Below are 17,898 nucleotides of genomic sequence, written 5' to 3' on the forward strand. Positions count from 1 at the left end.
AAGACATCATTGATTCTTCAGGAAGTGCATCATGCTCGATCCCTCATTCTTCAGCTACGTCACCGTTATGTCGATCACGCCAGGCCCAAACAACCTGTTACTGGCGACGTCGGGCGTTAACTTTGGCTTTAAACGCACGCTGCCGATGCTGTTTGGCATCCTGCTGGGCTGCGCAATACAGATGCTGCTGGCGAGTGTGGCGCTGGATGCGCTGCTGCACTGGATGGGCGCGATTCGCCTGCCGCTGACGGTGGTCGGCTGTAGCTATCTGCTGTGGCTTTCGTGGAAGATTTTCCGTGCCGGCGCGCCGCAACTGCGCGAACGTCCGCGTCCCATGACATTAATTGGCGGCATCTGTTTTCAGGCGGTGAATCCAAAAGCCTGGCTGATGGTCACCAACGTGGCGCTGATGTACGCCAACAGTAACGGCGTGCTGACGGTGCTGCTGGGATTCGCGGCACTGAATCTGCCATGCATTTTGATTTGGGCAGCGCTGGGCGATCGCCTTCGCAGCCATCTGCAGGTAGCGTGGAAACGTCAGGCGTTTAACAGTTTGATGGCGCTGTCGCTGGTGGCGACAACTGCGTGGATGTTGTACGACGCGGTGCTGATGAGCTAGATACTTCGGTGCGCAAAAATGCGCACTTTGCACTTTCCGGGTTGCCATTAATGGCAACCCGTTCGCCTTACAATCCGACCAGGCTCTCTAATGGAATTCCAAACTGCTTATGCAGATTACGGATCATTTCCAGTGACAATGAACGTTTGCCATTGAGCACTTCATAAACGCGATTGCGGCGGCCAATTGCGGGCTCCAAATCCTTGGCGGTAAGCCCTTGTTGTTCCATCCGGAACTTGATGGCTTCAATCGGATCGGCAGCCTCAATGGGATAGTGCTTTTTTTCCCATGCCTCAATTAGCATGCTCATCACAATCATATAATCGCTCTCTGGTGTGCCGAGTTCGGGCACATGTTCAAAGAGCGGCGAAATAGCTTCAAGAGCCGCTTCGTAATCCTGTTCGGAATGAATAGGTTTAATGGTTAATGTCATTAGCGTTGCTCCACCGTATTAGCGTCAATCGCGTCATATTCCCGATGTGTGCCGATAAACTTTATAAATATCAGCTTCTGTGGATACGCAATGGCCGCTATCAGTCGATAATCGTTTCCTTTGATGTTGAATACCACTCGGCTGCCTTTAAGGATGCTGGCGTGGCGGTATTGTTCCTTAATATCTGCCGGGCTTGACCAGTCGGCCTTCTGTGCTTCATCAATCCAGGCTCTCAACGGCTGCGAAGAGTCGGGGTTCGCCGTCATAAACTCCCTTAATGACCTTACCGATATGATTCTCATGCAGCGCATCTTAATCCCGTTTTGGGACTATAACAAACCTGAATCCCAATTTGGGACATTTCTTGCGTTAGGCATAAAAAAGAGGCCGCTTTCGCGGCCTCTCATCTTGCCAACATCCGATACTACCTTATTACTTACCCACCACGTGCGCGGTTTCGCGCGCTTCATCGTTGGCGGCATCGGGTGTAATCACCGGTTCGTAGTCGAGTTGCAGCACGCGACTGGTATCGGCCAGCACTTTCTCGGTCAGTGCGACGTCGCCGTTCAGCTTGCGGCCCCACGATGGGATCACCATGCGGATTTTGGTCTGCCACTCCGGTGAACGCATCTGTTCCGGGAAGGCTTTCGCCATCAGCTCAAGCATAATCGGTGCGGCGGTGGAGGCGCCCGGCGAGGCACCCAGCAGGGCGGAAATGGTGCCATCTTCCGAAGTCACCACTTCAGTACCAAGACGCAGCACGCCACCTTCAACGGCATCGTTCTTGATGATTTGCACGCGCTGGCCGGCAGTGACTAAACGCCAATCTTCCTGCTTCGCCTGCGGCACGTAAGCGCGCAACGCTTCCATACGATCGCTGTCGCTTTGCAACACCTGATCAACCAGATATTTCACCAGGTCGAAGCTCTTCAGGCCAACCTGCACCATCGGCTTGAGGTTGCTGGTGTTCATCGCGCCGAACATATCCAGCAGCGAACCCTCTTTGAGGAATTTGGTTGAGAAGGTAGCAAACGGCCCAAAAAGCAGCACCTGTTTGCCATCCAGCACGCGGGTATCGACGTGCGGCACCGACATCGGCGGTGCGCCGACGCTGGCTTTGCCATACACCTTCGCCATATGCTGTTTCACCACGTCAGGATTTTCCGTCACCAGAAATGAACCGCCCACCGGGAAACCGGCGTAGCCTTTCACTTCCGGAATGCCGGATTTCTGCAGCAGCGGCAACGCCGCACCGCCGGCACCGATAAACAGCTGGCGCGTGGTCAGCACACGATTTTCACCGCTGGCCAGATTATGCAGCGTGACCTGCCAGCGACCGTCGCTCAGGCGTTTGATATCACGCACTTCCTGGCGCAGACGCAGGCGGAAATTGGCTTTCTTCTCTAAAGAGGCAATCAGCTGGCGCGTTACTTCACCGAAGTTCACGTCGGTACCCATTTCGGTCCAGGTCGCCGCCACTTTCTGTTTGCTGTCGCGGCCGTTCATCACCAGCGGAATCCACTTAGTGATTTGATCGCGGTCTTCAGAGTAATTCATGCCACGGAAAAGGGTGCTTTTCTGCAGCGCATTGAAACGCTTGCGCAGGAATTCAACGTTATCGTCGCCCCAGACGAAACTCATGTGCGGCGTACTGTGGATAAAGCTTTTGGGATTGCGCAGGTTGCCTTTCTGCACGTGATACGCCCAGAACTGACGCGAAATCTGGAACGATTCGTTAATCGCGACCGCTTTGGCGATGTCGATGCTGCCATCCGCCTTCTGCGGCGTATAGTTGAGCTCCGCCAGCGCGGCGTGACCGGTTCCGGCGTTATTCCAGCCATTAGAGGATTCAACGGCCACATCATCAAGACGTTCAACCATCTCAACTGACCAGTCAGGCTCGAGATCTTGCAGCCATGCGCCCAAAGTCGCACTCATCACGCCTGCGCCAATCAGCAGTACGTCGACGTATTTTCGTTCCTGAAGGTTTGCACTTTCCATTGAAGCGGCGGCGAGCGCCAGATTTACCGCAGTAGTACTCATGAGGCGACATCTCCTCTCTCTGTTGACCTGAAGCTCAACAGGTTCGCAGGCGAAATAGCCGCGCTTCTTTCGAGCGCGTGGCGCTATCTCTCAAAGGTTAAGACTCAGGTATAAGTCACGGGGACGATAACGGTTAACTGCACGTTATGCATATGCATTCGAATATAACATTCTCGTATCGGAATTAAACGTTTGTTTATTTTTTAAAGGCGGAAATGATTCAGCATAAGAATTAATCAGCTCAACCTCGCGGTCATAAGGGATTTTTATCTCTTAATCAGACGGTTAGAGTAATGCAGTTGTTACGCTATTGTGAGGGGTTTTGACGGGGGTGAAAACGGCGGGTGATATGCATCACATTTTAATATGTTGAAAAATATATGTTTTAACTAAATTGATTATTTATGCGGATTTTATGTTGCGCAATATTTCGCCATGTCGTGTAAAAGTAATGTTACATTTTTGTGGTGATGAATTGAGGTCTGGCCGAGTAAAGCTGCCAGAAGAAAAATGCATCACCTTGCCGGAAAAACGATCAGCGCGATCGGCGGCGCCACAGGAAGCGAATGACGAAAAACTCGATCGCGCCCAGCAGCAAAAACCACAAACTAAAGACGATGGTATACAGCTGATTAACATCCATCAGATGCAGGCTTTCCTGCAATTGTTTTGCCAGCTCAATACCAAATGAAGGCGCGGGCAGCAGCAGGGCGGAAAGAAAGCCTAGCAGCAGAATGCCGCCTGGGATGATCAGCGTTTCGAATGGGTTATTCATGGTCATTGTCCAAATCAGTTAGCGCGGGCATTAGCGCATAAAACCGCGCTACGGTGCAATCCCCGCGCCGGCTCGCGCTCAGAAATTTCTTCTATTCCATTCACTTAGCGTCAAAAATAGCGGAAGTTAAGAGTTATAGCCTTTGCTATACTTAAATCCCTGATTTTACTGTCTTTTTTTTGCCGTTTTTGCGTGTTAGACTGCGCGCACTTTTTCATTACTGAACAATAAATGCGGAGAAGTAGCGGCTTTAGCGCCGGTTCCGCGGCATTGATTGAAAACCCATGACATTTATCGCAACCCTGATTTTGGCCTTTGGCATGTCGATGGACGCTTTCGCCGCAGCACTGGGCAAAGGCGCGTCGCTGCATCGCCCAGGTTTCAAAGAGGCACTGCGAACCGGCCTGATTTTCGGCGTTATCGAAATGTTGACGCCGCTGATTGGCTGGGCAATTGGCCTCGCGGCCAGCCGCTACATCATGGCGTGGGATCATTGGGTGGCATTCGTGCTGTTAACCGTGCTGGGCGGCCGTATGATGATGGAAGGTTTTCGTCAAACCGCTGACGAGCCGTGCGAAGCGCCGCAGCGTCATGGTTTTATGGTGCTGGCGTTAACCGCTGTCGCCACCAGTCTTGATGCGCTGGCCGTCGGTGTTGGCCTGGCGTTCCTGCAGGTGAACATCATCATGACCGCCGTCACCATCGGCGCGGCGACCACTATCATGGCAACCACCGGCGTATTGGTTGGACGCTTTATCGGCCCGGTGATGGGCAAATGGGCGGAAGTGTTGGGCGGCGTAGTGCTGATCAGCATTGGCTGCACCATTTTAAGCGAGCATTTAGGCTGGTTTAACTAACCACGTTGTCGTTGCGCCATTCATGGCGACCTCTTCTTCACACCCGCACCAACCCCCAGTTCTGTGATCTACTTCAAAAATAATTGCGGTAAAAACGCTCAGAGGCTATACTTTTTGCGTATTTCTTCAACAATTTTTGAACCAGGTGCTTTATGAAACGCTTTTTCCGCTACGTGTTCCGTTCTTATGTCGAGACTTTCAAACACGTACCACCGGGTGCTTTAAACTAAGCATTCCGTCAAATACCCTCGATAATCGCGGTCAGGGATCGACCTGTGGTTATCAACGATTTTCTTATCTCTCCAGCCGCTACTCTGCCCATTTTTCCCCTAACTCGCTGATAAAACTCCTCAGCCATTAGATTTCGATCTGGCTATAGCCGCACGTTATACCCCGCCACTAAACAAGCATTCGTCACCCCATCTTCTGCGTGAAATAGTCAATTCAGGCCCTATAAACCGTCTGAAACGAGAAACATCATGCTGATCCCACAACCTTATTTACTCTTCCTCGGCGATGTAACCGATCCACTGGCCGCTAAAACCGCACGCGGCATTCACGTCTGGCGTCCAGAGCAGTGCGTTGGCGAAATCAAACTGCCGGGCTGCACCGTCACGCTTGGCCTCGACGTCCTCGACATCGCCGCTGCCAAAGCGCGCGGTGCCAAAACGCTGGTGCTCGGCACCGCCAATGCCGGCGGTTACTTGCCCACGCATTGGCTCGACACGGTAAAAAGCGCCATCTCTGCCGGGATGAACGTGGCCAGCGGTTTGCACCATCGTCTGGTGGATGAGCCGGAGCTGGTGGCGTTGGCCAAAGAGTTCGGCGTTGAACTGTTCGACCTGCGCCACATGCGCCCAAAACTGGAGGTCGGCAGCGGTAAAAAGCGCACAGGTAAGCGTGTACTTACTGTCGGCACCGATTGCTCGGTAGGCAAGATGTACACCTCGCTGGCGCTGGAAGCCGCGATGCGTGAACGCGGCATGCAAGCCGATTTCCGCGCCACCGGCCAGACCGGTATTTTGGTCGCGGGCGAAGGTATCGCGATTGATGCAGTGATTGCCGACTTCATCGCCGGCGCGGTCGAAGCGCTGTCGCCAGCCAATGACGCCGATCACTGGGATATCGTTGAAGGTCAGGGTTCGCTGTTCCATCCTTCCTATGCTGGCGTCAGCATGGGCCTGATCCACGGTGCGCAGCCGCACTGGCTGGTGATGTGCCATGAAATGGGGCGTCCGCATATGCGTCATCTGCCGCATCAGCCAATGGTCAGCCTGAAAGATTGCGTTGAAGCCAACCTGCGCGCAGCGCACGTCACCAGCGACGCGGTTCAGCTGGCCGGTTTCGCCATCAACACCTCGAACTACAGCGAAGACGAAGCGCGCGCCTATTGTGCAGAGATCAGCGCCGAATTCGGCGTGCCTGCCACCGATCCGGTGCGTTTTGGCATTGCGGATATCGCCGCGCTGCTGCAGGAGCGTGGCTAACATGCGGCGCATGCAGATTGAAGTGCTGGAGCTGCCGCTGGCGCGTCCGTTCGCCATCTCACGCGGTACGCGCACCACAGTCACGGTGATTCGCGTGACGCTAGAGCAGAACGGCTTTATTGGCCGCGGCGAATGTACGCCAACGCCGCGCTACGATGAAACGCCAGAAAGCGTCAACGCCGAACTGGAAGCGCTGCGCGCCGCCATGGAAGCGGGCCTGAGCCGCCTCGATCTGCAAAGCCGTTTATCAGCGGGTTCAGCGCGTAATGCGCTGGACTGTGCGCTGTGGCGTCTCGATGCCGCGCTGGCGAAGCACACGCTGTGGCAACAGTGCGAGCGTCGTCAGCCGCCATCGGTGATCACCGCCGAAACTCTCAGCCTCGACTCCATCGAAAACATGGCCGCCGCCGCTGCCGATGCGGTATCACGCGGCGCCATCCTGCTGAAAATCAAACTTAATCGCGACGACATTCTGGAGAAAGTCGCCGCGATTCGTCAGGCCGTGCCGCGCGCCACCTTAATCATTGATGCCAATGAAGCCTGGTCGGGCGTGGATTTGCCCAGCCTGTTCAACGCGCTGGCGAGTTTTAACATCGCGATGGTCGAGCAGCCGCTGCCGGCGGGTCAGGATCAGGCGTTGCAGCGCTTCACGCACCCGATTCCGGTGTGTGCCGATGAGAGCTGCCACACCCGCGAGGACATCGCGCCGCTGCGCAATCGCTACGAGATGATCAACATCAAGCTGGATAAGTGCGGCGGTTTGACCGAAGCGCTGGCGATGGTGGAGGAGGCGCAGAAGCACGATATGCGGTTGATGGTCGGCTGCATGCTCGGTTCTTCACTGGCGATGGAAGCGGCGCTGCCGGTGGCGATTGCCGCTGAACATGTCGATCTCGATGGCCCCATTTGGCTGGCCGCCGATAGCTCGCCCTTCCTTTCTTACGCTCAAGGCCAAATCTGGCTGTAACCCGCATGCGGAGCAACGATGACGGACACTTTACTTACACCCAACGCCGCCAGCGTTGCCGGTTCAGAACCGGTGCTCGCGATTCAGGATCTCAGCGTCAGTTTTCGCGGCCGTAGCGGCGAAAATCAGGCGTTGAAGGGCATCAGTTTTAACATTCATCAGGGCGAAATTGTCGCCGTGGTGGGCGAAAGTGGCTCGGGTAAATCGGTCACCTCGCTGGCGGTGATGGGCTTGCTAGCCGCATCCGGGCGTATCGATCGCGGCAGCATGCAGTTCCGCGATCGTCAGGGCCACGCGCATCAGCTTGCCACGCTGAATGAAACCCAGCGCCGTGCTTTGCGTGGCCGCGAAATGGCGATGATATTTCAGGAGCCGATGACCTCGCTCAATCCGGTGCTGCGCGTCGGCGATCAGCTGACTGAAGCGCTACGTGACCATCAGATTTGCGACAAAAGTCAGGCCGACGCGCGCGCACGTGAATTACTGCGCCAGGTGCGCATCGCCGATGTGGACCGCGTAATGAAAAGCTATCCGCATTCGCTGTCGGGCGGCATGCGCCAGCGCGTGATGATTGCGCAGGCGCTGGCCTGCGATCCGCAACTGCTGATCGCCGATGAGCCGACCACCGCGCTGGATGTCACGGTGCAGGCGCGCATTCTGCATATCCTGCGCGACCTGCAACGCGAGAAGCAGATGGCGGTGCTGTTCATTACTCACGACATGGGCGTGGTGGCAGAAATCGCCGATCGCGTGGTGGTAATGCTGCGCGGCGAAGTGGTTGAACAGGGCACGGTAACTGAAATCTTCAACGCGCCGCAGCATCCTTACACTAAAGCGTTACTGGCGGCGGTGCCGAAACTTGGCGATATGCGTGAGCACGCATGGCCGCAGCGTTTTCCGCTGTTGGGCAGCAATGCTAGCGATAACAGCGAGCAGCGCACCGCGCGCTATGACGAAACGCCGCTGCTGGATGTGCGTGGCCTGAAAGTGTACTACCCGATTCGCAGCGGGATTTTCTCGGCGCTCACCCATCAGGTGCACGCGGTGGAGCAGATCGACTTCAGCCTGTGGCCGGGTGAAACCCTGGCGATTGTCGGCGAAAGCGGCTGCGGTAAATCCACCACCGGCCGGGCGCTGATGCGGCTGATTAACAGCGACGCCGACAGCATCCATTTCCAGGGCAATGAAATCGCCAACCTGAAAGAAGCGCAGTTCCAGCCGCTGCGCCGTGAAATCCAGATGGTGTTTCAGGATCCTTACGCCTCGCTCAATCCACGTCTCACTGTCGGCTTCACCATTGCCGAACCGCTGCTGCTGCACGGCAGGGTGAAATCGCTGGAAGAAGCGTCGCCGCAGGTTGATGCGTTGCTGAAAAGCGTGGGCTTATTGCCGGAACATGCGCGGCGCTATCCGCACGAATTTTCCGGCGGCCAGCGCCAGCGTATTGCGATTGCGCGCGCCATGGCGTTGAAACCCAAAGTGATCATCGCCGACGAAGCCGTCTCGGCGCTGGACGTCTCAATTCAGGCGCAGGTGGTGAACCTGATGATGGATCTGCAACAGCAAACCGGCGTGGCGTGGATTTTTATCTCGCACGACATGGCGGTGGTGGAACGTATCGCTAACCGCGTGGCGGTGATGTATCTCGGCCAGATTGTTGAGCTGGGCCCGCGCCAATCGGTGTTCAACCAGCCACAACATCCTTATACCCAACGTCTGCTGGCCTCGGTGCCGGTGGCCGATCCCCAGAACCGGCAACCCCGCACTTTCGAAGAGGGCGAAATTCCTTCGCCGCTACGCAAGGTGGGAGAAACGGTCATTAAACCGCGTTATCGCCAGGTTGCTCCGCAACACTGGGTCGCTGACTTTGTTTCGCGCTAACCCTCAATACCAGGAGATTTCATGAACCCGATTTTTCGCCGTACTGCGCTTGCGCTGGGATTGACCCTCTCGCTGGCCGCCGCCGCTCAGGCGCAGGATCTGCGTATTTCGATGTATGCCGATATCACCGGCCTCGATCCGCACGATACCTCCGATAACGTCAGCTACTCGGTGCAGAGCGGCATCTTCGAGCGCCTGTTCCAGTTTGATGCGCAGATGAAGCTGCAGCCGTGGCTCGCCACCAGCTACACCAGCAACGACAGCGCCACCGAATTTATTCTGACGCTGCGTAAAGACGTGACCTTCCAGGACGGCACGCCGTTCGATGCTGAAGCGGTGAAAGCCAACCTCGATCGCCTTGCCGACCAGAGCAAAGGCCTCAAGCGCAACAGCCTTTACAAGATGATTGCTAAGGTAACGGTGCTGGCGCCGGATCAGGTGAAAATCGATCTGAACCAATCGTTTGGTGCCTTCATTAACACGCTGGCGCATCCGTCGGCGGTGATGTGGAGCCCGGCGATTCTCAAGCAGTATCCGGAAGAAGCGCAGCTGCGTCTGCATCCGGTCGGCACCGGCCCGTTCAAGTTTGTAACGTGGCAGCCGGGCAAAGCGGTGACGCTGGCGAAATACGACGGCTACTGGCAAAAAGGCTGGCCGAAAGTGGATAACGTGATCTTCTCGCCCAGCCCGGAAGATGCCACGCGCGTTGCGGCGCTGAAGTCGGGCCAGGTGGATGCGATCTGGCCGCTGCCATCCGATCTAATCGCCACCGTGCAGAGCGACAGCAAACTGGCGGTACAGCGCGATCCAAGCATTTATCTCTATTACATGGCGATCAACACTCAGCACAAACCACTGAATGATGTGCGCGTGCGGCAGGCGATCAACTACGCCATTGACCGCGATCTGTGGCTGAAAGTGGCGTTTGCCGGCATGGGTAAACCGGCCAGTTCGGCGATTCCGGAAGGCGTGCAGTTCTACCAGAAGCAGAGCGCGCCTAACTATCGCTATGCGCCAGATGAAGCCAAAGCGCTGCTGAAGGCCGCCGGTTATCCGAATGGCCTCGATCTCAAACTGTGGGTCACCAACGCCACCGCCAGCGTGCGTGCCGCGCAGGTGTTAAAAGCGCAGCTGGCAACGGTGGGCATTCGCGCCACGGTCACGCCGATGGATTCCGGCACACGCAACGCCAAACTGTGGGGCGTGAAGGATCCGAAACAGGCGGAATTTGATCTCTATTACGGCGGCTGGTCGACCTCAACCGGTGATGCCGATTGGGCCTTGCGTCCACTCTACGCCACCGAATCCTGGGTGCCGACCTCGTATAACGTTTCGTACTTCAGCAACGCCGAAGCCGACAAAGCGATTGCCGGTGGCTTAGCCACCGCCGATCCGGCCAAGCGTGGTGAAGCCTACGCCGAAGCGCAGAAAGTGTTGTGGAAAGAGGCACCGGTAGCGTTCCTCGGCACGCCAGACAACCTGGTCGGCAAACGCAGCACGCTGAGCGGTGTGTCGATGCTGCCGGATGGTAACTTCCTGTTTAATCAGGCGACGTTTAAGTAAAGGTTGGGTGGGGTTGGGGGCTCGCTGTCCCCCTACGAATGTGCTTGCTGTCCCCTACGAATGTGCTCGCTGTCCCCCTCCTCGTTCCTCCCCCATAAATGGGGGAGGAAGATGCTGCCACATGCAGCTTCATCACTGGCATGTGGCAGCATCTCCTTCCCCCGCAAGCGGGGGAAGGCCGGGATGGGGGACAGCCAGCACGGTCTGGGGACAGCCAGCACGATCTGGAGACAGCCAGCACCATCTGGGAGCAACCAGCACCATCTGGGAGCAACCAGCACCATCCCAAAAAATAAAGGAACCGCATGTTCGCATACATCATTCGCCGACTGCTGGAGATGATCCCCGTATTGCTGGTGGTCTCGCTGCTGGTCTTCGGCTTCATCAAACTGCTGCCTGGCGATCCGGCGCGTATCTATGCCGGACCGGATGCGCCTTTGGCCGCGGTGGAAGCAGCGCGTCAGCATCTCGGACTTAACGATCCGCTGCCGCAGCAATATATCAACTGGATCGGCGGCCTGCTGCGTGGCGATCTGGGCGTCACTTATCGCACCCAACAGCCGGTGCTGGAGGTGATCAAACAGGGCTTTATGCCGACGCTGTGGCTGGCGCTGGCCGGGTTTGCCTGGTCGGTGATTCTGGGCTTATTCCTCGGCGTATTTGCCGCACTGAAACGCGGTAAATGGCAGGACTGGACCTTAATGAGCGTCGCCGTCGGCGGCATCTCCATGCCCACTTTCTGGCTTGGTCTGCTGCTGATCCAGTTCGTCGCCATGCCGTTTGGCCTGTTCTCCGTCAGCGGCTTTAACCAGCCCAGCGACATCGTATTACCCGCTATCACGCTTGGCTCTTCGGTGGCAGCGGTGATGGCGCGCTTCACCCGTTCGGCGTTTCTTGAAGTGGCGCAGGAAGATTACGTGCGTACCGCCAAAGCCAAAGGGCTGCGCAATCGGCTGGTGACATGGAAACACGTGATGCGCAATGCGTTGATCCCGGTGATAACCATGCTCGGTTTGCAGTTCGGTTTCTTACTCGGCGGATCGATCGTGGTCGAAAGCGTGTTCAACTGGCCGGGATTGGGCTGGCTGTTGATCGAGTCGATCAAGGCGCAGGATCAACCGGTGATCCAGGCATTAGTCATGCTGTTCGTGTTTGAATTTATCGTCATTAACCTGCTGGTCGATCTGCTGTATGCCGTGGTCAACCCAGCAATTCGCCTGCGACAGGAGCCCTGATGAGTCTGCAATCTCTGCCTGCCCACGCGCAGGAGGCGATCCGTTCGCCGTGGCGTGATTTCCTGCACGCGCTGGTGCGTAATCCGCTGGCGCTGGTCTCCGGCGGCTTTGTGCTGCTGCTGGTGCTGGTGGCTATTTTCGCACCCTGGCTGGCACCGTGGGATCCGATGGCGCCGGACTGGATGGCGCTGTCATCGCCGCCGTCCAGCACGCACTGGATGGGTACCGACGAACTCGGTCGCGATCTGTTCAGCCGCATCATCTTTGGCGCACGCATCTCACTGTACGTTGGCGTGCTGTCGGTAACGCTCGGCATGGTGGTGGGCGTGCTGCTGGGTTTGCTGGCGGGCTATTACGGACGCTGGATCGATATGTTGATTATGCGTGGCTCCGACGTGCTGTTCGCCTTTCCCGGCATGCTGCTGGCGATTGCGGTGGTAGCGATTCTCGGTCCGGGACTCAACAACGTCATCATCGCGGTCGCCATCTTCAGCGTGCCGGTATTTGCCCGTATCGTGCGTGCTTCTACGCTGTCGCTGAAACAGGCGGCGTACGTTGAAGCGGTGCGCTGCGCCGGTGCGCCGGATCGCGTGATTCTGCTGCGCCATATTCTGCCGGGCACGCTGTCAAACGTGATTGTCTATTTCACTATGCGTATCGGCACCAGTATTCTGACCGCCGCCGGGCTGAGTTTTATCGGCCTCGGCCCGGAACCCGATGTGCCGGAGTGGGGCAATATTCTGGCGATGAGCCGCAGCATGATGATGGCGGGCTTGTGGCACGTCAGCGTGTTTCCGGGTCTGGCGATATTTATTACCGTGCTGGCGTTTAACCTGCTGGGTGATGCGCTGCGCGACACGCTCGATCCTAAACTGAAGAGCTAAGCATGGACTTTCAACAACTGCAGCGCGACCTGCTGCTGCAACGCTGGCGCAACGAGCGTCAGCTGGGACAACCGCGCAGCGCCAGCGGGCCAACCAATCGCATCAGCGATGTGCCCGGCGTGCGTGTCGGTCACTACACGCTAGCCGACGGCGAGCGACAAACCGGCGTTACCGCGATTGTGCCGCCGGGCGACAATCTGTTTATCCAGCCGCTGCCTTGTGCGGCGGCGGTGTTTAACGGTTTCGCCAAGCCGGTTGGCCTGGTGCAGGTTGAAGAGTTAGGCGTGCTGCAAACGCCGATTCTACTGAGCAACACGCTGGCGGTTGGCACGCTGTTTACCACGCTGGTGCGCGATGCCATCAGCCGCAACCGCGAGTTGGGCCGCAGCTTGCCCACGGTCAATCCGCTGGCGCTGGAGTGCAACGACGGCTGGCTTAACGATATTCAGGCGCTGGCGATCACCGAAGCGATGGCGCAGCAAGCACTCTATGACGCCACGGCAGATTTCGAGCGCGGCAGCGTCGGTGCCGGGCGCGGCATGAGCTGTTTCAGTTTGAAAGGCGGCATTGGCACGGCATCGCGCAGTATTCCGTCGCTCAACGCCACGCTGGGCGTGCTGGTGCTGGCGAACTTTGGCGCGTTAACCGCGCTGACGCTGGATGGCGTACGCCTGGGTGAAATGATCGCGCCGCTGCTGCCGGAACTGACGCCGCAGCGCGATGCCGGTTCCATCATCATTATTATGGCGACCGATGCGCCGCTCGATGCACGTCAGCTGAAGCGCGTCGCCAAACGCGCCGGTGCCGGTTTGGGACGACTAGGCAGTTATTGGGGCCACGGTTCGGGCGATATCGCGCTGGCGTTTTCCACCCAGCCGCAACCGCAACCGCCAGAAGAGTCCACGCTGGAACCGCTGCTCGCCGCCGCCGCCGATGCCACCGAACACGCGGTGCTGGATGCCTTACTCAGCGCCGAATCTGTCACCGGTTTTCGCGGCCATCATCGGCCGTCGTTAACGGAAGTATTGGATAAATTAAGTTGATGAAAATCTTTATCTCAGCCGATATCGAAGGCATCGCCGGCGTGATGCGACCAGAACAGTGTTCACCCGGCCACGCCGAATACCAACTGGCACGCGGACTGATGGAACAGGAAGTTAACGCCGCGATCGATGGCGCCTTTGCTGGCGGCGCAACGGAAGTGGTGGTGGCCGACAGCCACGCGCAGATGACCAACCTGCGTGCGGAAAATATCGATCCCCGCGCGCGCATGGTGCAGGGCAAACCGCGCGGCTTATCGATGGTAGAAGGCATTGAGCAGCAGCCGTTTGATGGCCTGTTCTTTATCGGCTATCACAGCGCGGCGGGTGAACCGGGTGTGCTGGCGCACACCATTAACGGCCGTGCGTTCTGGCGCATTCACATCAACGGCAAGGTGATGGGCGAAAGCGACATCTACGCCGCAGCCGCTGCTGAACAGGGCACGCCGCTGTGGTTGGTGAGCGGAGACGATCAGCTTAAAGGCTGGATTGCCGAGCATTATCCCTCGGTGGATTACGTCTGCGTGAAACGCGCCATCTCGCACACCTGCGCCGAATCCATTAGCCCGCAGGCAGCGCAAAATGCCATTCGCGCTGCAGCGACGGCCGCCGTGCAACGCAAACGCCAGGTCAGCACCACGCGCCTGAGCGCGCCCTATGAGATGCAGCTGCAAGCCAGCAAACCGGTGCTGGCGGATCTGTTCAGCCTGATCCCCGGCGTGACGCGCATTGACGCGGTCACCGTTGGCTATCGCGCCGATGACATGAACACGTTGATTAGCCTGCTGAGCGCCTTCTCCTATCTGGCGACCACGCAGTCGTGATTTTCATCAGGTCGGTCCGCATTTCCTGCTGAATTTTGCTAACCTGCGCGCAATTTATATATAACAACGAGGCAGTCATGCAGCTCTGCAGTTTTTATCTTATTGAACAGCAAAGAAAAAGTTACGGTATTGTGCAGCAAGAGGGCGTGATTGATATCGGCTTGCGTCTTGGCGCTGACTGCCCGGACCTGAAAACCTTACTGCAACGCGGCGCGTTAAGCGATCTCGATGCCTATGTGTCACAGCCGATTGATCACCCGTTTAGCGCCATTCGCTTCCTGCCAGTGGTGGAAAATCCTGGCAAAGTGTTCTGCGTTGGCATGAACTACGCCGACAAACGCAAAGAGTTTGCCGAGACGATTGAAGCGCCGACGCTATTTGTGCGTTTCGCGGATTCGCTGGCGGCGCACCAGCAGCCGCTGCTGAAACCCATCACCACGCAGGAATTTGATTACGAAGGTGAACTGGCGGTGATCATCGGCCAAGCGGCCTATCAGGTGAAAGCCGCCGATGCGCTGCAGCACGTTGCGGGCTACAGCTGCTTTATGGACGCCACGGTGCGCGACATGCAGTTTACCTGGTTCACCGCCGGGAAAAACTGGCAGCAGACCGGCGGTTTCGGACCGTGGATGACCACCGCTGACGAGATCCCCGATCCGCAGCAGCTGGCGATCAAAACCTGGCTCAATCAGCGCGAAGTGCAGAACGACACCACCGCCAGCATGGTGCATCCGGTGGCGAAGATCATTGAGTACATCTCCGCGTTCAGCCCGCTGTCGCCAGGCGATGTGATCATCACCGGTTCACCGGGCGGCGTCGGTAAAAAACGCACGCCACCGCTGTTTATGTTCCCCGGCGATGAGATTGAAGTCGAAATCGAGAAAATCGGCCGTTTACATCATTACGTGGCTTAGCGCCCGTCATACTTCGAGCCGCCGCTGCGTTGGCTACGTGTGCTCACCCCAGTCACTTACTGATGTAAGCTCCTGGGGATTCACCCACTTGCCGCCTTGCTGCAACTCGAATTATTTAGGGCGTGCTGTCTGTAAAAAGCGCACCACGCGGCTGCGGTTCAACAGCAGCCGCAGCGTGTCACCTTCGCGCGCAATCGCGAAGCGCTTCTCCCACGGTCCATCCTGCGCGGTAGCTAATAGGCGATCGTTGCCCAGCGACTGCAAACGCGCACGAATCGCCGCCGGGCCGATGCCCATGATTAAGCTGTCGCCCTCAATCACCAACTCGCTGCGCCACTGCGGCGCGAACCAGCGGCCCTGCAGATGATCGAGGCTGGCCTGATCGGCCTGCACCGGCACAAAACGTCGGGCGGCATGACCAATCTCTCCCACAATCGCCGCGCCAGCATGGCGTAGTTGCATCGGGAAAGTGCTGGAGAGCGACACCGCCGTGCCGTGCACATCGTCACGCCACAAGGTTTCGCCTGCGCCGAGCCAGGTGGCGGTCAAGCCTTTGATTTCCAGCCAGTCGGCGGCGTCTTCCGCCACGTAAAGTCCGGGCGTTAAATCATGTGCTTTCTCCGGTAACGCGCGATTGAGCAGCGCCGCCATCACGCGCAGCACGCTTTCCGACGTGGTGACATCTTCGCGGTTGGCGACCAGCGCCACGCCGATTTTCAGCTCCGGATGCAGCAGGAAATAGCTCTTATAACCAGCATGCGAACCGCCGTGACCGAACAGCGTCTGGCTGCCGAGCGTCGAGCTGGTGATGCCCAAACCGTATCCGCTGGTGCGACCATCGTTGAGATGACGCGGCGCGCTCAGGCGCTGCAGCACGCCCGCGCCCGGCCCGCTATCGGCCAGCAGGCTTTGCAGCCAGCGCGTCAGATGATTCAGGCTGCCGGTGATGCTGCCCGATGCCGAGAGATGCAAACCGGCGCTGGAGAGCTGCCACTGCGCGCCGTTTTGCCAGTAGCCGGGCACTAAACCGGGCACAATATCGAACCAGCTTTCCGGCGCAATCAGGTTGATATCCAGCGGATCGCAGATGTACTGCTGCAGCAGGTCATTGAATAACACGCCTTTGGCTTTCAGCGCCTCTTCAACCAGCCGATAACCGGTATTGGTGTAGGAGATTTCGCTGCCGGGCGCGTAGTTGAGATCGCCTTCGCGCGCGACAAAATCCAGCAGGTCGTCGGCGCGGGTGGCGTTGTATACCGACAATCCCAGCAGCGATAAGGTTTCGCGCACGTCCGGCAAACCGCTGCTCATATCCAGCGCCTGGCCGACGGTGATCTGGCCGTTGGCGCCGCGCAGCTGCGGCAGATGCTGCACCAGCGGATCGTCGAGCTTGAGATAGCGGCGTCCCGGTCCGGTCACCAGCGCGGCAAACAGATGTTTGGTGATGGAGGCGAAACGCACCACGCTGTCGGCGCTAAACGGCGTTTGCTGCGCCAAATCAGCCAATCCGGCGCAGTGCGTTGAGTGAATCTGCTGCGCATCAAACAGGATCATCGCACCGCCCGGCGCGCCTGGCTGTTGCCAGCTTTCAGTGATCTGTTGTGCGACATCCGCGGCGCGTTGCCAGTAAGCGGTCATGCCGGTTCCTCCAGCGTCATGCTGAGATCGAAAAGTTGGGCGGTATGCGGATGCTGGATGCGCCGCGCGCGCAGATCGTCGGCGCTAAGCTGTTCCACCATTTCGCCATTCTGCATCACGCCAATGCGCTGACACAGATGCGTTACCACCGCGAGGTTATGCGTCACCATAATGTAGGTGAGTTTGCGCTCGCTGCGGAGATCGCTGAGTAAATTGAGGATTTCGGCCTGCACCGACACATCCAGCGCCGAGGTCGGCTCATCCAGCAGCAGCACTTCCGGTTCGGCGATCAGCGCGCGCGCAATCGCCACGCGCTGACGCTGGCCGCCCGACAGCTGATGCGGATAGCGGAAACGCACCGACGCGGGCAACCCCACTTCGCTTAACGCCTGGCTGATGCGCTGTTCGGCGCGATCGAGCTGATGCACCAGCAGCGGTTCGTGCAGGATGCGATCGATGGTCTGGCGCGGGTGCAGCGAACCAAACGGATCCTGAAATACCATCTGCACCTGACGATAGAAGGCGCGGCTGCGTTTGGCGCTGAGCTGCATGCCACCAAACAGCATGCTGCCTTGCCAGTCGGCATTCAGTCCGGCGAGCGCGCGCAGGATGGTGGATTTGCCCGAGCCGCTTTCACCGACCAGGCCAAAGCTTTCGCCGTTACCGACCGAGAAACTGACGTCTTTTACCGCCGTGTGCGCACCGAAGTTGATGCGCAGGTTATCGATTTGAATCATA

Annotated in this window: 17 protein-coding genes; 11 read left to right on the top strand and 6 right to left on the bottom strand. The window is 57.8% G+C overall.

The window, feature by feature from the left end:
• Positions 1 to 31 precede the first annotated feature (31 nt).
• Positions 32 to 619, top strand: a complete 588-nt coding sequence (locus K5Y33_RS20985) for a LysE family translocator (RefSeq protein WP_222235028.1) — start codon at positions 32 to 34, stop codon at positions 617 to 619.
• 67 nt (positions 620 to 686) lie between these two features.
• Here the strand turns inward: K5Y33_RS20985 and K5Y33_RS20990 are convergent, their stop codons facing one another.
• The 4 genes from K5Y33_RS20990 to K5Y33_RS21005 form a co-directional block, all read right to left on the bottom strand.
• Complete coding sequence (locus K5Y33_RS20990; RefSeq protein WP_192415454.1) at positions 687 to 1,052, bottom strand: type II toxin-antitoxin system HigA family antitoxin; 366 nt, start codon at positions 1,050 to 1,052, stop codon at positions 687 to 689.
• Entirely contained in the window at positions 1,052 to 1,354 is a 303-nt protein-coding gene (locus K5Y33_RS20995; protein WP_036621935.1) for a type II toxin-antitoxin system HigB family toxin, read from the bottom strand. The genes K5Y33_RS20990 and K5Y33_RS20995 overlap by 1 nt, the downstream gene beginning before the upstream one ends.
• A 130-nt stretch (positions 1,355 to 1,484) precedes the next feature.
• A complete protein-coding gene (gene mqo, locus K5Y33_RS21000) occupies positions 1,485 to 3,095 on the bottom strand; it encodes a malate dehydrogenase (quinone) (protein ID WP_222235029.1) in 1,611 nt (536 codons plus the stop codon).
• Between the two features lie 535 nt (positions 3,096 to 3,630).
• Positions 3,631 to 3,870, bottom strand: a complete 240-nt coding sequence (locus K5Y33_RS21005) for a DUF1158 domain-containing protein (protein ID WP_007891898.1) — start codon at positions 3,868 to 3,870, stop codon at positions 3,631 to 3,633.
• Between the two features lie 284 nt (positions 3,871 to 4,154).
• Between K5Y33_RS21005 and mntP the strand changes: the two genes are divergently transcribed.
• From mntP to K5Y33_RS21055, 10 genes are all read left to right on the top strand, one after another.
• Positions 4,155 to 4,727 (top strand): manganese efflux pump MntP, encoded by a 573-nt coding sequence (mntP, locus tag K5Y33_RS21010; protein WP_101762773.1) that lies wholly within the window; start codon positions 4,155 to 4,157, stop codon positions 4,725 to 4,727.
• A 479-nt stretch (positions 4,728 to 5,206) separates the two neighbouring features.
• Positions 5,207 to 6,214 (top strand): N-acetyltransferase DgcN, encoded by a 1,008-nt coding sequence (gene dgcN / locus K5Y33_RS21015; RefSeq protein WP_101762772.1) that lies wholly within the window; start codon positions 5,207 to 5,209, stop codon positions 6,212 to 6,214.
• 1 nt (position 6,215) lies between these two features.
• Entirely contained in the window at positions 6,216 to 7,181 is a 966-nt protein-coding gene (gene dgcA, locus K5Y33_RS21020) for an N-acetyl-D-Glu racemase DgcA (RefSeq protein ID WP_222235030.1), read from the top strand.
• 18 nt (positions 7,182 to 7,199) lie between these two features.
• Positions 7,200 to 9,062, top strand: coding sequence for an ABC transporter ATP-binding protein (locus K5Y33_RS21025; RefSeq protein WP_222235031.1), 1,863 nt, complete (start codon positions 7,200 to 7,202; stop codon positions 9,060 to 9,062).
• Between the two features lie 21 nt (positions 9,063 to 9,083).
• Positions 9,084 to 10,625: a glutathione ABC transporter substrate-binding protein gene (locus K5Y33_RS21030; protein ID WP_222235032.1), complete on the top strand. Its 1,542-nt coding sequence runs from the start codon at positions 9,084 to 9,086 to the stop codon at positions 10,623 to 10,625.
• Positions 10,626 to 10,930: 305 nt separating this feature from the next.
• The gene (locus tag K5Y33_RS21035; protein ID WP_154193928.1) at positions 10,931 to 11,860 is read left to right on the top strand and encodes an ABC transporter permease; all 930 of its coding nucleotides are present in this window, start codon (positions 10,931 to 10,933) and stop codon (positions 11,858 to 11,860) included.
• Entirely contained in the window at positions 11,860 to 12,744 is an 885-nt protein-coding gene (locus K5Y33_RS21040) for an ABC transporter permease subunit (RefSeq protein ID WP_007891891.1), read from the top strand. Before K5Y33_RS21035 ends, K5Y33_RS21040 begins: the two co-directional genes overlap by 1 nt.
• Positions 12,745 to 12,746: 2 nt before the next feature.
• Positions 12,747 to 13,787 (top strand): P1 family peptidase, encoded by a 1,041-nt coding sequence (locus K5Y33_RS21045; RefSeq protein WP_222235033.1) that lies wholly within the window; start codon positions 12,747 to 12,749, stop codon positions 13,785 to 13,787.
• On the top strand, positions 13,787 to 14,608 hold the full coding sequence (locus K5Y33_RS21050; RefSeq protein ID WP_222235034.1) for a M55 family metallopeptidase: 822 nt from the start codon (positions 13,787 to 13,789) through the stop codon (positions 14,606 to 14,608). The genes K5Y33_RS21045 and K5Y33_RS21050 overlap by 1 nt, the downstream gene beginning before the upstream one ends.
• Before the next feature lie 77 nt (positions 14,609 to 14,685).
• The gene (locus tag K5Y33_RS21055) at positions 14,686 to 15,522 is read left to right on the top strand and encodes a fumarylacetoacetate hydrolase family protein (RefSeq protein ID WP_222235035.1); all 837 of its coding nucleotides are present in this window, start codon (positions 14,686 to 14,688) and stop codon (positions 15,520 to 15,522) included.
• 111 nt (positions 15,523 to 15,633) lie between these two features.
• Here K5Y33_RS21055 and K5Y33_RS21060 read toward each other — a convergent pair whose 3' ends face one another.
• Together K5Y33_RS21060 and K5Y33_RS21065 are read right to left on the bottom strand one after the other, a co-directional pair.
• Complete coding sequence (locus K5Y33_RS21060) at positions 15,634 to 17,160, bottom strand: serine hydrolase (RefSeq protein WP_222235036.1); 1,527 nt, start codon at positions 17,158 to 17,160, stop codon at positions 15,634 to 15,636.
• Positions 17,157 to 17,897 (bottom strand): ABC transporter ATP-binding protein, encoded by a 741-nt coding sequence (locus tag K5Y33_RS21065; RefSeq protein ID WP_110867700.1) that lies wholly within the window; start codon positions 17,895 to 17,897, stop codon positions 17,157 to 17,159. The genes K5Y33_RS21060 and K5Y33_RS21065 overlap by 4 nt, the downstream gene beginning before the upstream one ends.
• Position 17,898 lies beyond the last annotated feature (1 nt).

It is taken from the genome of Pantoea sp. DY-17, from assembly GCF_019795975.1.
Lineage (GTDB): Bacteria > Pseudomonadota > Gammaproteobacteria > Enterobacterales > Enterobacteriaceae > Pantoea > Pantoea leporis.

Bases quoted from the DNA above. Each gene is read 5' to 3' on its own strand.
- K5Y33_RS20985 (WP_222235028.1), top strand. From the start codon at position 32: ATGCTCGATCCCTCATTCTTCAGCTACGTCACCGTTATGTCGATCACG.
- K5Y33_RS20990 (WP_192415454.1), bottom strand. From the start codon at position 1,052: ATGACATTAACCATTAAACCTATTCATTCCGAACAGGATTACGAAGCG.
- K5Y33_RS20995 (WP_036621935.1), bottom strand. From the start codon at position 1,354: ATGAGAATCATATCGGTAAGGTCATTAAGGGAGTTTATGACGGCGAAC.
- mqo (WP_222235029.1), bottom strand. From the start codon at position 3,095: ATGAGTACTACTGCGGTAAATCTGGCGCTCGCCGCCGCTTCAATGGAA.
- K5Y33_RS21005 (WP_007891898.1), bottom strand. From the start codon at position 3,870: ATGAATAACCCATTCGAAACGCTGATCATCCCAGGCGGCATTCTGCTG.
- mntP (WP_101762773.1), top strand. From the start codon at position 4,155: ATGACATTTATCGCAACCCTGATTTTGGCCTTTGGCATGTCGATGGAC.
- dgcN (WP_101762772.1), top strand. From the start codon at position 5,207: ATGCTGATCCCACAACCTTATTTACTCTTCCTCGGCGATGTAACCGAT.
- dgcA (WP_222235030.1), top strand. From the start codon at position 6,216: ATGCGGCGCATGCAGATTGAAGTGCTGGAGCTGCCGCTGGCGCGTCCG.
- K5Y33_RS21025 (WP_222235031.1), top strand. From the start codon at position 7,200: ATGACGGACACTTTACTTACACCCAACGCCGCCAGCGTTGCCGGTTCA.
- K5Y33_RS21030 (WP_222235032.1), top strand. From the start codon at position 9,084: ATGAACCCGATTTTTCGCCGTACTGCGCTTGCGCTGGGATTGACCCTC.
- K5Y33_RS21035 (WP_154193928.1), top strand. From the start codon at position 10,931: ATGTTCGCATACATCATTCGCCGACTGCTGGAGATGATCCCCGTATTG.
- K5Y33_RS21040 (WP_007891891.1), top strand. From the start codon at position 11,860: ATGAGTCTGCAATCTCTGCCTGCCCACGCGCAGGAGGCGATCCGTTCG.
- K5Y33_RS21045 (WP_222235033.1), top strand. From the start codon at position 12,747: ATGGACTTTCAACAACTGCAGCGCGACCTGCTGCTGCAACGCTGGCGC.
- K5Y33_RS21050 (WP_222235034.1), top strand. From the start codon at position 13,787: ATGAAAATCTTTATCTCAGCCGATATCGAAGGCATCGCCGGCGTGATG.
- K5Y33_RS21055 (WP_222235035.1), top strand. From the start codon at position 14,686: ATGCAGCTCTGCAGTTTTTATCTTATTGAACAGCAAAGAAAAAGTTAC.
- K5Y33_RS21060 (WP_222235036.1), bottom strand. From the start codon at position 17,160: ATGACCGCTTACTGGCAACGCGCCGCGGATGTCGCACAACAGATCACT.
- K5Y33_RS21065 (WP_110867700.1), bottom strand. From the start codon at position 17,897: ATGATTCAAATCGATAACCTGCGCATCAACTTCGGTGCGCACACGGCG.